The organism is Oscillospiraceae bacterium (assembly GCA_034925865.1).
Lineage (GTDB): Bacteria > Bacillota > Clostridia > Oscillospirales > SIG627 > SIG704.
In genome coordinates, this window is record JAYFRN010000001.1 from 94,338 (window position 1) to 108,493 (window position 14,156).

Consider the following 14,156-nt stretch of genomic DNA (forward strand, 5'->3'; position numbering starts at 1 on the left):
CTAAAATTAACAATGTATTAACAAATGTCATATTAAAACGTATTAAAATTATAAAGTAAATTTAAATGGCTTTTGGAAAGGACAACTCTTTATGAAAAAAAAGATTTTATGCATTCTTACAACGGTAGCCATGATATTGTCAATCATGTCTTCTTTTGTGAATAATGTACTTGCTGAAGACACCGCATCCAAAGAAAAAGTACTGTTTGACTTCAACTGCGATTCTTTAACCGGTTCGCCGTTCACTGTAAACGGGAACACATATCCGGGATATTATATTCTGGATTCAAAAACCGGCGAAAAAGAAAATGTTGCCGCGGGGACGGTTTTATTAGGATGCGATGGCAAAGCGGAAGGACAGGCCGCTCTTTACTATCCTCTTTCAATGACCGAAAAATCCTTCTGCCTCGAAATGGTAATGAATGTGGAAGGGCTGATGACTCCCGCCGCAAATGATGCCTGGAGAGGCTTTTGCATCGACGCGCAGGTACCCGGCAGCAGAAATATATACATTGCCTTCAATAAAATGACTGAAGCTGATTCCAACGGAAAAAACGCATCGGTTACTGTTATGAAATCGGTACGTGATTCTTCAGGAGCTATGAAGAATGAAATAACTGTTCCTACAGACGGAAATTTTCATACATGGAAAATCGTGTTTGACGGAGAAAGCCGCATAAAAATATACATAGACAATCAGCTGCAGGCGTACTTTACAGATATATCGCTGAACATAAACGCGGATAAACCTTATATGAACATCTGCAATTCCACATACAATATCGGAAGCGGTGCCAACCGTATTGTTATTGACAATATAAAACTCACGGAAGGAATTGAATTTGACAATCTGCTTATAAGTGATGTTAAAGAGGCCGATAACTCCTCCGCAAAATCATATACTTTAATGACTTCCGTGAATACTGTCGCGGAAACTTCAGAAATAGGTATTACAATCAGAAGCAAGTCTGACAAGAAAAATGTCGTAACCGCTTCATACAAGCCGACCGATGTAAAATCAAGCTATACATTTGAAAACATTCCGTTTACCGGTCTTTGTGATGTTACCGTCTCAATGAAAGATGCGGAAGCGATGGCGGTGGATTATTCATTTATAACATATATATATTCGGATATTATGGATGCGGACGCTCATCAGGAAATAGACGACTCGGTTCCTGACAAAGCGTATTACTTTAATAATTTATATAAAACCTTTATCCCTGAGGGTTCAAAGTGGAAAGTCGGTTACACAGTCGACGACGCCACAGGGAAAAACGGATCATATCTCCAGTGCTCCGGTTCATCCGAAATAAATACAGTTATAATACCAGTAAAACTAAAGGGAAAATTTGCGGTATATATCGGCTATGTCAAGGGGGCAAAATCCTTTAATGTCAACGGTAAAGATGTGTTCATTACCTATACATCCGATATCGGAACGGATATATACGAAAAATTCGCCATAGCCGGTGATTTTACAAATACGGATAATTATCTTGACAGCTATATTAAGTTGTCAAATACCAAAGGAAACGATGTTAAAATAGCATATATAAAATTCGTTTCCTTATCAGATGAAAAATTTGCGGAATATACCGCCGTTGACGAATCTGCAAAGCTGATGATAGACGACGACGGATTCTCGGCGTTTTTCAGCGGCAGATATCCTACAGTTGATCTTATGAACCAAAGAGTTATCGGAGAATTGGCGACGACGGCAAAAATAAGACAGTTCAACTGGTGTACACTTGTTACGTCAAGATTGAATTATAACAGCGATGTATATAAAAAATATGTCGAGGAAAGACTGACCGAGCTTGGAATTGACAAATCGAAATGGCCTTTTGATTTTCTTGACAATGTTAATAAGAGCGGAGTAAAGTGTAATTTCGAATCTGCAATGCGCGACGGAGATAAGCTTGCTTTTGAGCAGATAAGAAAAATTAATGAAACTGGTTTCCCGCATGAAATACTCGCCGCATACGCAAAAGAAAATAATTTCGGAGAAGTGTATGCCTCTTTGAGAATGGCAGCTTTTTACGATGAAACAAACGGTTATCTTGACGGTTCGCTTTATTATCTGTATCCGGAATGGAAACAATCAGGAGCCGTTCCATTGAGCTTTAAGAATGAAAAATACCGCGAATATATTCACGATATCCTTATTGAAATGGCCTCTGACAATGATGTCGCCGGTGTCACACTTGATTTCGGAAGGTATCCTTATGTGTTCGGAAATGAATTGAGCGACGTGAAGGAAAGAACGTCTATCATGAACGACTTCATGAAGAAGCTGAACGAGGATATGCCTGAAGGCAAAAAGATTAATGTACGCGTGCTCGTTCCCACATCGGAAAGAGCGACTGCATACGGCCTTGATTATGTCACATGGGTAAAGCAGGGTTATATTGACAGGCTCATAACAACCGAGCAAAGCTATGAAAGCTTCTATTCATTCAAGGAATTTGTTCAGTTGTGTGAAAATTATGACTGCGAATATTATCTTGGCATAACAGCCGATCTGTCCGGTTCAGATATGACCAAGGAGCAGGAGGCTCTTGCAAAGCTTGGTTTATGGAAATCAACGAACCAGTATATGACTACAACGTCATATCTGCTTCGTGCTTATGATGGCTATATGGGCGGAGCCGACGGTATATTCATTTTCAACGGCATTTCCTGCGATGAGGTCGGCGGAATCGACCCGAAATATTCATATATAAACAACAAGACGGAAATAATAAAGTGGCATGAATTCGAGTATCCGGCGTATTTTGAACATTCAATTCTTAATATTTCAAAAACAACTCCGGATGAATATAAGGATTATGTTGCCCAGGAAGTAAAAGCCGACGGTAACAAAACAGATAATAATGCTCCGGCAAATAATGTAATATGGATAATTGCGGGTGCGGCGGCGGTGATAATAGCCGCGGCTGTAATAATAATCATAACAAAGAAAAAGAAAGCATAAGCATAAAAATCTATGTAACAATGAAACGGATTCATAATGAAACGGATTCATATCGAGTTAGTAATATTGCGGAGCAAAATGCGTATGAATCCGTTCGCTTTAGAAAGGTATGCGATTAAGATGATCAACAATACAAATGATAATATAACAATAAATGATTTTGCCGGCGAAGGTAAAAAAGAAAAAGTAAGTTTTAAAATAGCCGATTCAGATAAAATACATGAATATACGGTTATAAGCGGCAGCGTTTCATGCGTTTTGGATATTCCCGTAAAAGGCGCGTTCGCGCTGTACGCGGGTGTTATTTCCGGAACAAAGAGTTTTTCGGTTTGCGGCAAAAAAGTATTTGTTTCTTATCTTGATGAGGATCAAACTGCATATAAGGAGCTGTTTTGCTTCGCCGGAGAATTTGACGAAAATAAAATCACCGTCTGCTCTGAAGAAAAGGCATATATCGTTTTTCTGCGTTTTGAACCGATAGACGCGGAAAAGCTCGCGATTTGGAATTCATCTGAAGATAAAGCAAATCTTATGATTGACAATGACGGTTATTCCGATTTTTTTGCCGGCTCGTTTCCGGACGGTGAAAGTCTTTGCAATAAAGTGGTAAAAAAATATTACGATGCCGCAGGGATAAAACAGTTTAATTTCAACACTCTTGTCACTGCTCAGCAAAACTTTATGAGCGGCGTCACTCAGAAGTATATAGACACAGAATATGACAGACTGGGTGTTCCGAAAGAAAATCGGCCGAAGGATCAGTTTGAGGTTTGCGGACCGGACGCAAAGCCGATTGATTTTGAGAAAGGGACCAGAGACGGGGACAAGCTGGCCTTTGAACATATAAGATCCATATCAAAATGCGAAGGCGCACCTCATGCCATTCTTGCCGAATATGCATCCGGGATCGGTGCGGAGCTTTTTGTGTCACTTCGCATGTCCGCATATTATTCACATACATACGGGTTTTTAAACGGAACGCTGTATTATCTGCATCCGGAATGGAGACAGCCTGATTCATACGAAATGAGCTTTATACATCCGGAATACAGACAGTATATTAAAGAGCTTCTGCTTGAAATTGCATCAGTGCCGGCGGCAAAGGGAATCATACTTGATTTTACCCGATATCCGTATATATTCGGAAAAGAGCTCGAAGATATAGAGGAAAGAAAGCGTATTGCCCTCGGATTCATGCGTGAATTGCGCAGTGAATTACCGAAGGATAAAAAGCTTGCGATTAGGATTATTGTTCCGTCAGAAGAGAAAGCGGAAAGCTATGGCATTGATTATAAAACGTGGATAAAGCTCGGCCTTGTCGATCGCCTTATAACAAACGTTCAAAGCTATGAAAATTTTTATGATTTTTCAAAATATGTTGCTTTATGCAAGGAGGCGGGAATAGAGTATTATCTCGGAATAACCGCTGATCTTTCGGGCGATGATATGACAAAAGAGCAGGAAGCGCTTTTGAAAAAAGGTCTTTGGAAGCCGGATAATACATATGTCACCACTCTGCAATTTCTCATAAGAGGTTATGAAGGTTATATGGGCGGAGCGGACGGGATATATATTTTCAACGGCATCTCTCAGAGCGAGGTAGGAGGAATATCTCCTAAATATGGGTATCTTAACAATAAAACGGAAATCATAAAATGGCATGAATTTGAATACTCACATCTTGAAGCTGATAAGACAATAGAAAAAATATAAATTGCGGCGCCGGTATCCCGGCGCTGAATTATTGAAGAAGAAATAAGTAATCGCTTAATATAAGAAAAACTTTGGTATATGAGCTTTTCTCATAAATTAAGAGTCATATTGTCTGGACATACAGACTTCCAGGTCGATATGATATTGCAAACAAAAGTCTTGTATTCGATTTTACAATATGATATAATGAATCGAATATTTGATTTTTCGGACATTTTCGTCTGCTGGATGTCATATAACGTGTCAGCCGCTGAAAGCCCGGAAATAATGAAAGGCAAAAGGCATATATATAGATGAATTCATACCATATCAGTACAAAATGCATTCAGGAAGGCTATAAGCCGAAAAACGGCGAACCGCGCGTTATGCCGTTATTTCAATCTACTACATACAAATATGATTCTTCGGATCATCTCGGAAAGCTTTTCGACCTTGCCGAACCGGGTCATATGTACTCCAGAATATCAAATCCGACAAATGAATGTGTGGAAGGAAAAATAAATGCTCTGGAGGGCGGTGTAGGTGCATTATTGACTAGCTCCGGACAGGCCGCCATTCTTATAACGATTTTAAATCTCTGCAAAAACGGACAGAATTTTCTCGCTTCATCGGCAATTTACGGCGGCACAATTACTCTCATGTCAGCGGAATTGAACCGCATGGGCATTGAAGTCCGGTATTTCAATCAAAACGAAACAGATGAACAAATACAAGCAAGAATTGACGAAAATACGCGTTTGGTATACGGAGAAACAATAGCGAATCCCGCTCTCGAAATATATGATATCGAGAGATTTGTTCTTCTTGCGCATAAAAACCGGATTCCGCTCTGCGTAGACAATACTTTTGCGACCCCGTATCTTTGCCGTCCGTTTGAATACGGATGTGATATAATAGTGCATTCTACGACAAAATATATGGACGGTCATGCTTCCCAAATAGGCGGAGTAATTATTGACAGCGGCCGCTTTGATTATAAAAACGGAAAATTTCCGGAATTCACCTGTCCGAACGAATCATATCACGGCGTTGTATTCGCCGAACAATTCGGCAACGCCGCCTTTATCGCAAAAGCCCGTACGCTGCTTATGCGTGATCTGGGCTCTACCGCATCGCCTTTCAATTCATACCTTGTCAATATGGGGCTTGAAACACTTCCTCTCCGTATGGAGCGCCATTGTTCAAACGCGATGAAGGTTGCTCAATATCTTTCAAATAGAACAGATAAAATATCACGCGTCATATATCCGGGTCTTGAATCTGATCCCAACCATGCGCTTGCCGTCAAATATCTTCATAATGAGGACGGAAAATTCATCGGATCATGCGGAGTAATTTCGTTTGAAGTTAAAGGCGGCAGACCGGCCGCGGTTAAATTCATGGATTCGCTTAAGCTTGCCGCTATAGTTGTTCATGTCGCCGACAGCAGAACCAGCGTACTTCATCCCGCGAGCACGACACATCGTCAGTTAACAGATGAACAGCTTGTCGCATGCGGAATTACGAGCGGCATGATAAGGTTCTCGGTAGGTATTGAGCATTCTGACGATATTATAGAAGATATCAGACAGGCTCTCGATAAAATATAATGAAATAATCAAGACAGGCTTTTGCCTGTCTTGATAAAGTACATTCTATAAGTTTACGTATCCAGATTATATGATTTTAATCGTCGCAGGATATGTTCAACAGATTATCCCTTACAAGTATTCCGATTCCGAGATGAGCCTTTTTTATACTGTCGGTGATTATAAATTCAGGCATCTTCCGTTTAAGAGGAAGAAACATAGCTTCCGTATTAAGCTGTGAAAACATTTCTTTGGTTATAAGGGGATTGGATTCGCGGTTGTATTCGATGATTATTGTATCGGGATCGAAAAACCACATGGCATTGTAGACAAACTTGTTCAGAGCCGCTTGTATTTCCGAAGTATCTGTCGAATATTTAAGAATTTGTTCAAGTGTTTTCCCATCGCTCGTGAATATAAGCTGACCCATATCGCCCGCAAATTTTTCGTGACCTCTGAGTATCTCTCCGTTATAAGTAAGCGCTCCGCCGATTCCGTCGCCGATGTGAAGGTACACCATGCTTTTTTTATCATAATCCGGAATTGTGTGCATGTGCGCATATATGGATTGTTTTACGTTTTCATCGATATACGATACTTTTCTGCCTACCGTAAACTCGATTATTCTCACGATCATTATCTCATTCAGCTCCGGCATGCGTTTGTTTATAATTGTATCGCTTGATGAATCGTAAGGACCTGGGACAGAAACACCAATGCTGATTATTAATCGGCTTTCGCCGGTGTGCTCAATAAAATTTGCGCAATCAGATAAAAATTTTCGGAGATTTGAGTTGAAATCTTTGACGGGGTCATATTTATGAAGCATTTTTTCTGCCTGTTTAAAATTTATGTCATAAATATATAACGCGAAATTATATGATGTAAGATCAATAACCGCAAAGCTCATTGCGGAATTGATTTCGAGGATTCCCGCTCTTCGACCGATTCCCGCAGAAGATTGTCGCTTTTGAACGATCAGCTTTCTCTCCAGGAGAGTATCTACATTTTTTCCGACGCTCATAAGATTTATACCGGTTATTTCTGATAACCTGGCGCGTGTAATAGGTGCCTGTGAGCGTATGAGATTGAAAATTTGGCCGAGATGATTATATTTTGCGGTGTCAGGCATATATTGATCTGTATTGTTCAAGCAATCACTCCCTTGTGTCATTAAACAGCATTTAGATAAGTCTTGTTTTACAAGTGAGAAAAGCCATATGTCAGAGCCTTTTCTCTCTTTAAGCGAGTACTATTAAATTCCGAATTAATAAATAATCATTGTCAAATAAGAGAAAAAGCCAGCATACCTTTTCGCTCAAAAAGCGGTAATTATCATATTGCCGCCTAATAATATTATAATTGATTAAAATCGTATGTCAATAAAAAATTCAATTAAAGAAAAAGATTTTATATGATTATGAGAGATATAAAAATGATAATTGGTAATATAAACGAACAGGTATTCAATAAATCCGCAAATGAAAAAATAAATAATGCCATTTTGATAATACGTAAAACCGACTTCGGAAAAGCTTTGCCCGGAAAGAACACCACAGAAAATGACGAGGTATTTTTTAATTATATATCGGCATACGCTTCGGCTCTCCAGGAAAATGAAGTCGAATTCGAAGCTCATAAAGAATACGCCGATATTCATGTGATGCTCCGCGGGGAAGAATTTATTTATTTATCAAAGACCGATAAACTGGTGAAAAAAACTGAATACGATATAGCGGGCGATTATGCATTATTTGCCGGAACCGCATCAGAAAAAGTAAAATTAAAGGCCGGCGATTATCTCGTTTGTATGCCGGAAGACGCGCATGCTCCGCTAATAAACTGCGGTTTTGACGGTGAAATTCAAAAAGCTGTTTTCAAGGTTAGATTATAAAAGGTTTAATTTTAATAACGAAAGGCAATGACGGTATGGCTGGTTTAAAGGAAAGATTGATAGCGCTTTTTATATGTTCTTCCATGGTATTTTCGCTTTTTTCTTGCTCTGCCAACAAAAACCTGTATTTTTCAAAAATTAGCGCTGATAAAAAAACAGCTGTGATTACAAACAATATCAATAAGAGCGAAGTGAGGGTTAATATAATAAAAGAATCTGAAATAAACGAAAAAAGTTCGTCAGACAGCTTTGCGAACGCCGCGGATTTCGGGCTGTCGGAAGATGAAAACGCCGATAACATGAAGGCAATTGCAAAAGCGATCGCTTCATTGAAAAACGGCGGGACAGTTTATATTCCTTCAGGCACATACAAGATTAAGAAGCAAATCTATATATATCGTCCGAATATTACTATTTGCGGAGCTGGTCCGAGCACTCATCTTATTTACGATTTTGAGCAGAAATCATTTCATACATCAGACACGGCTTCATTTTTCTGCGTGGTGTCGGGCATTTCAAGTATCATCTTCCGCGATATCGTACTTGAATATCACGGCGAGTTTTTCCCGGAATTCGGGCATTCATACGACGGAAAAATCAATGCCATAAACATATGCCGCTCGTCCGATATACTTATTGAAAATGTCGAAGCTTTCGGATTCAACTCATGCGCGGTATATGTCAGCGGTACAGATACAAACGAGACCGCGAATGATATAATTATCAGAGGCTGTTATTTTCACCATAATCGTGTTGGAGGTGTGCTGTACGGTTATGTCAACGGGCTGACAATAACTGATTGCATTCTCGAATATCACGGAAGCCGTCCTGACGGCGGTACCGGTTACGGTTCCGCAGGATCGAGCGGAGCTTATCCGATGAATGTGCGTGTAATAAACAATCAATGTAATTATAATTACCGCAAGGGAATAGATTTGCATGCGGGTGAAAACATTGTCATTGAAGGAAATACCTGCCGCGGAAACAGACTTTACGGAATTTATTGTGAAGGCCCGAAAACGAACCATGTGGTTATAAAAAACAATATAGTAAGCGATATGAGCCGTGAAAAGCTTGATATCGGCGAACCCTACACCTGGTTATCCGGCATCGACGTAGGGACAGCGACGAATACCGACGGCGTATACTATGATTTTCAGGTTATTGGAAATATTATCGAAAATCATGGTCTTGTTCAGGGCAGCGCATACGGGATATGCGGATATTTCTCATTTGACAAAGGCAGCGTAATAATAAAAGATAACATATTTAACTGCACAGAGATCACGAATTTCGTGAGGTTTTCCGGTGACGGATCAATTAATTCTTCATGCGATATCTCATTTAACGTATCGGGAAACCAATTTTATGCTGAAAAAGCCGATGGAGATCCCATATTGATATCGAAATATAACTCACTTATTTTTTCCGATAATCAGATTTCCGTTAAAAAGCCAAACACAGGAAGAGTTGTATATATAAATAATGACGCGCTTTCATCCACAATATTTACAGGAAATAACATTGACACCGGAAACAGCAGTTCATCTGTATACAGTATAACAAGGACTTCGGGCACAAAAGGACTGATTATTGAAAATAATATTGTCAACGGAAGCATCAAAAACTAAAACCTGATGAAGTAAGAAAAGTCATAATATGTCAAGTGGCACAGAAAGGCGAGGTCTGCAGATGAAATACGGCACGGTTATTAAAAAATCGGCGGCTATTCTTATCGCGGTGTTAACTGCGGCATGCATGGCTTCATGTTCGGTGGACGACAAATTACCGGAAAAAGCGGGTGATATTATTTCTATTGATGAAAACGGAATTATAACCGTAAAAGATAATAACAATAAAACATATCTTTATAAAGCGATAAGCGAAAATAATGAACCGGATGAACGTATAAACGTGAAATCCTTCGGCGCAACCGGAGACGGAAAAACAGACGACACCGTGGCTTTTTCCGCAGCCATAGCCGTTCTTAAAAACGGTGGCACACTGTATATACCCGAGGGCAAATATCTCATCACAGCTCCCATTATCATTCCGGGAAGCACCACTGTATGCGGGACAGGCGCAAACGCCGTAATAGTTTACAAGCGTGAGCAGAGCCAAACCGATTTGAAATCAGATATATCATGCTTTCTTATTAAAGACGGAGCGGATTCTGTAACAATTAAAAATCTGGCGATCAAATACGAAGGCAACTTTTTCGGAGAGGCCGGACAATCATACTCCGGAAAAATATCCGGTATCTATGCAGGCGCGGTCAGTGACCTTTATATATCAAATGTTGCGATATCCGGGTTTAACAGCTGTGGTATAGATTTATCGGGAGGCAATTCTGGCGAAAAAGCCTTGAGGATTACGGTCGAGAACAGTTATTTACATCATAACCGTAACGCTGGGCTTATGATGAGCAATGTTTATGGTGTATTAATAACCGCAAACACCATGGAATACAACGGATGTGAAGCCGACGGAAAAGTCGGATGCGGTTGTGCGGCGGACAGAGCGGCAAATACCGAAAATGTGCTTGTTATATCAAACAGCATTAATTATAATTATTGCAGAGGCATTGACGTAAACGCCGGGGCGAAAATCCTGATCGACGGAAACACCTGCAAAGCGAACCGTCTTTGCGGGATATATGCCGAAGGAAAAAATACGACTGATGTCGTTATTACTAATAATATAATTTCAGATATGAATTACACAAAAACAATTCCGCAGGGATATGGATCAGTGACAGGTATTTCATTCGGAGCGGCAGACGAAGAAGATACATCCTTATATCAGAATTTTACAGTTTCCAATAATGTCATCAGAAATATTTCGGTCGGATCTGCCGAAACAGCAATTCCGTTATATTGCTTCGCGTCAAATAAAAAGGGCAATATTAAAATTACAGAAAATACGATTGACTGTGATGTTATTGACAGCATTTTTTCGATAAATCGTGATTCAAAGATTGAAGACCACGAGTTGAATGTTGTCTTTTCCGATAATCAGATTACTGTTAAATCCTTAAAATCAAATGGGTTGCTCCTCATTTTTAAAAAATTGATTTTTGACGGGAATCAAATCAAAATAATCAAAACGTCTGATACCGTATCTGTAAACATTTTATCGGGAGCTGCAAACGGAGAGATGATTTATTGCAATAATATAATATCAACCGATAAATCCTCTGTAAACGAGTATGCCCTGAACTCAGAGTCCGGCATGGCTGCCATCGTGATGAAAAACAATATTTATAACGGCGTCATTGCAAACTGAAAGAAAGGACTGGAGAAGGCGAATATGAAAACATTTATCAGAATTATATCGGCTTTGCTTTCGCTTATGTTTGCTATATCACTGTTCGGATGTATCAATAGGTCAAAAACAGCTGCTGTTATATCGGCAATAAACGAGGATGGTTCAATGCAGATAGAAGACACGGAAGGTAATAAATACATAATGAAGCCCTACGATCCCGGCACTTATTATGAACCGGCAGCGACGGGAATAATTTATCTTAAAAATTTCGGCGCTAAGGGTGACGGAGTAAATGACGATACCGAAGCTATAAAATTGGCTGTTGCGGCTCTGAAAGACGGAGGAATACTTTATCTTCAGCAGGGGACATATATTATGACATCCCCGATTGAAATATCTACAGATAATATAATAATAAAAGGCGACGGAGCAAAAACGGTCATAGAATTCAAATATGACCCTAAACAGGATGACAAAGCTTCCGGGTGCTCTGCATTTTGTTTTGAAAACGCAATAAAAAATGTCATATTAAAGGATTTTACTGTAAAACACACTGATTATGACGAAAATGTAGCAGCTGTAAAACAATATGGTATCTTGTTCGGACAATGTGATAATGTTTATCTAGACAATCTGACTGTCAGCGGCTTTAATGCCTCGGCTGTCCGAATAGGCTCGGATACCGAAACAGAATCGACGAGAATATCTATAAAAAATTCGAGATTTTTTAACAACAATACAGCGGGAATCGAAATAGGAAAAGCAGACGGCATTGACATAACCGCGTGCGATATATACGAAAACAAATCCGGAAAATCATGTACCGGCTACGGAGTATACGCGCCGGAAACAGCGGATGCAAAAAACGTTCGTATCAATTTTAACCGTATAAACAAGAATTATATCGCGGGGGTCTTTCTGAAAAACGGAAAGCAAGTTATAATAGACGGTAATATTATCAGTAATAATTCACTTTACGGAGTATATGCAAAAGGCGAGAATACCGATAATATAATCATATCAAATAATATGATAAGCGATATGGAGATTGATTCTGTCGACAGCTTTTCAGATTATGATTTTCTTTCCGCAATATGCTGCGGAACAGAATGTGAAACGTCATCCGACAGGCGCAGCTATTCCATTATGAATAATACGGTTAAAAATATCACTTTAAAAAAAGGCAGTTCATATGGGATTTTTTCAGCTGTAAACGACTGTTCAACTTTGAAAATCACGGATAATCAAATAGAAATTGACAGATGCACCTCCGCAATATTTCTGGATTCACTCAAAAAAGACGGATACGAAAACAACGAAACCGATATCGGCATATCATCAAATCAAATCCATTTGCTTTCAATTGAAAAGGCTCTGATTACGTTATGCCAGGCGCGAAAGCTTTCAATATCAAAAAACATTGCATATGCGGAAAAATCAGATGCTCAAGAAGCAATTTCTATGACAGGAAGCAAGAAAACTCAGACAACCATAACCGAAAACATAATTGCCTTGGCGGGGAGCGATATGAAGCTTGTTTCCTTTGAAAACGGGGAAGCTCCGTCGGTAATTATCAATAAAAATAATATATTCAACGGCGCAGCGGAATAATATCCGAAAGCCGTATGAAAAGGAGAAAACATGTCAAAAGTCAAAGTTGCAGTCATCGGATGCGGTACGATCGCAAACAGCGCACATATCCCCTCGTATATGAATAACGAGAACGTAGAAATCAAATATTTCTGCGATATTATTCCGGAAAAAGCCAAAGCCGCTGTTGAAAAATATGGATGCGGCAAGGCAATTACCGATTATAAGGAAATACTCAAGGACAACGAAATAGAAGCTGTTTCGGTTTGTACACCCAACCGCATGCATTCAATAATATCCTGCGACTGTCTCAGAGCCGGAAAAAATGTCCTTTGTGAAAAGCCTGCCGCAAGGGTATATTCAGAAGCTCTTGAAATGCAGAAAACAACGGCGGAAACAGGCAAAATACTCAACATCGGCGTAGTAAACCGTTTTAATACCGCCGTCAATATGATAAAAAATAAAATTAACGCGGGTGAACTCGGAAATGTATATCATATATATGTTTCCTTCCGTGCTCATCGTTCAATTCCGGGACTCGGCGGAGCATTTACGACAAAAGCTATTGCCGGCGGCGGAGCCTTAATCGACTGGGGTGTGCATTATCTTGATATAGTTATGTATTGCTGCGGCGATCCTAATCCTGTAACAGTTTCCGGAAAAGCATTTTGCGTTCTGGGAAAAGATATGAAAAATTATGTTTATGAGGGAATGTGGGCAGAGGATACAAAAAATGTAAACGGGACATATGATGTCGATGATTCCGTTACTGCATTCATAAGAACAGAGGGTCCGACTATAACTTTGAACGGCGCATGGGCACAGAATATCGGACAGTCAGAAACTTATATTGATTTTCTTGGTGACAAGGCAGGAATCAGACTGAATTATGGTGGAAATTTCACCGTTTATGGTACAAAAGACGGAAAGCTCTGTGAAGAAACGCCTGAGTTTACCGCAGAACCTATGTTCCAAAAAGAAATTGACGCTTTTATTGATTGTGTAAGAACTGGCAAAAAGCTTCCTTCTCATATAGACAAAGCGGTCTTAACCTCTAAAATCATGCAGTCAATATATGACTCGTCAGATTCAGGAAAAGAAATCGTGCTTAAGTAAAATACAGCAAAAATCAGATTAAATAAACAGT

Annotated in this window: 9 protein-coding genes; 8 read left to right on the top strand and 1 reads right to left on the bottom strand. The window is 39.6% G+C overall.

The genetic code is table 11. The annotated features are described in order from the left end of the window. The first annotated feature begins 91 nt into the window (after positions 1–91). The 3 genes from VB118_00470 (at position 92) to VB118_00480 (ending at position 6,279) form a co-directional block, all read left to right on the top strand. Positions 92–2,977 (top strand): hypothetical protein, encoded by a 2,886-nt coding sequence (locus tag VB118_00470; protein MEA4831072.1) that lies wholly within the window; start codon positions 92–94, stop codon positions 2,975–2,977. Between the two features lie 120 nt (positions 2,978–3,097). After that, a complete protein-coding gene (locus VB118_00475) occupies positions 3,098–4,690 on the top strand; it encodes a hypothetical protein (GenBank protein ID MEA4831073.1) in 1,593 nt (530 codons plus the stop codon). A gap of 293 nt (positions 4,691–4,983) precedes the next feature. Beyond that, a complete protein-coding gene (locus VB118_00480; protein ID MEA4831074.1) occupies positions 4,984–6,279 on the top strand; it encodes an O-acetylhomoserine aminocarboxypropyltransferase/cysteine synthase family protein in 1,296 nt (431 codons plus the stop codon). 76 nt (positions 6,280–6,355) lie between these two features. On the opposite strand, the gene VB118_00485 is transcribed toward VB118_00480, so the two are convergent. Continuing rightward, positions 6,356–7,411 (bottom strand): ROK family protein, encoded by a 1,056-nt coding sequence (locus VB118_00485; protein ID MEA4831075.1) that lies wholly within the window; start codon positions 7,409–7,411, stop codon positions 6,356–6,358. A gap of 282 nt (positions 7,412–7,693) precedes the next feature. Between VB118_00485 and VB118_00490 the strand changes: the two genes are divergently transcribed. Genes VB118_00490 through VB118_00510 form a run of 5 tightly spaced genes read left to right on the top strand, consistent with a single transcriptional unit; the run spans position 7,694 to position 14,125 of the window. Beyond that, the gene (locus VB118_00490) at positions 7,694–8,152 is read left to right on the top strand and encodes a YhcH/YjgK/YiaL family protein (GenBank protein MEA4831076.1); all 459 of its coding nucleotides are present in this window, start codon (positions 7,694–7,696) and stop codon (positions 8,150–8,152) included. 35 nt (positions 8,153–8,187) lie between these two features. After that, positions 8,188–9,783: a glycosyl hydrolase family 28-related protein gene (locus VB118_00495; GenBank protein ID MEA4831077.1), complete on the top strand. Its 1,596-nt coding sequence runs from the start codon at positions 8,188–8,190 to the stop codon at positions 9,781–9,783. A 28-nt stretch (positions 9,784–9,811) separates the two neighbouring features. Continuing rightward, a complete protein-coding gene (locus VB118_00500) occupies positions 9,812–11,437 on the top strand; it encodes a glycosyl hydrolase family 28-related protein (GenBank protein ID MEA4831078.1) in 1,626 nt (541 codons plus the stop codon). Positions 11,438–11,461: 24 nt separating this feature from the next. Then, on the top strand, positions 11,462–13,030 hold the full coding sequence (locus tag VB118_00505; GenBank protein MEA4831079.1) for a right-handed parallel beta-helix repeat-containing protein: 1,569 nt from the start codon (positions 11,462–11,464) through the stop codon (positions 13,028–13,030). A 30-nt stretch (positions 13,031–13,060) separates the two neighbouring features. Further along, positions 13,061–14,125 (top strand): Gfo/Idh/MocA family oxidoreductase, encoded by a 1,065-nt coding sequence (locus VB118_00510; protein MEA4831080.1) that lies wholly within the window; start codon positions 13,061–13,063, stop codon positions 14,123–14,125. Positions 14,126–14,156: the final 31 nt, after the last annotated feature.

Bases quoted from the DNA above. Each gene is read 5' to 3' on its own strand.
- VB118_00475 (MEA4831073.1), top strand. From the start codon at position 3,098: ATGATCAACAATACAAATGATAATATAACAATAAATGATTTTGCCGGC.
- VB118_00490 (MEA4831076.1), top strand. From the start codon at position 7,694: ATGATAATTGGTAATATAAACGAACAGGTATTCAATAAATCCGCAAAT.
- VB118_00495 (MEA4831077.1), top strand. From the start codon at position 8,188: ATGGCTGGTTTAAAGGAAAGATTGATAGCGCTTTTTATATGTTCTTCC.
- VB118_00500 (MEA4831078.1), top strand. From the start codon at position 9,812: ATGTCAAGTGGCACAGAAAGGCGAGGTCTGCAGATGAAATACGGCACG.
- VB118_00480 (MEA4831074.1), top strand. From the start codon at position 4,984: ATGAATTCATACCATATCAGTACAAAATGCATTCAGGAAGGCTATAAG.
- VB118_00470 (MEA4831072.1), top strand. From the start codon at position 92: ATGAAAAAAAAGATTTTATGCATTCTTACAACGGTAGCCATGATATTG.
- VB118_00505 (MEA4831079.1), top strand. From the start codon at position 11,462: ATGAAAACATTTATCAGAATTATATCGGCTTTGCTTTCGCTTATGTTT.
- VB118_00510 (MEA4831080.1), top strand. From the start codon at position 13,061: ATGTCAAAAGTCAAAGTTGCAGTCATCGGATGCGGTACGATCGCAAAC.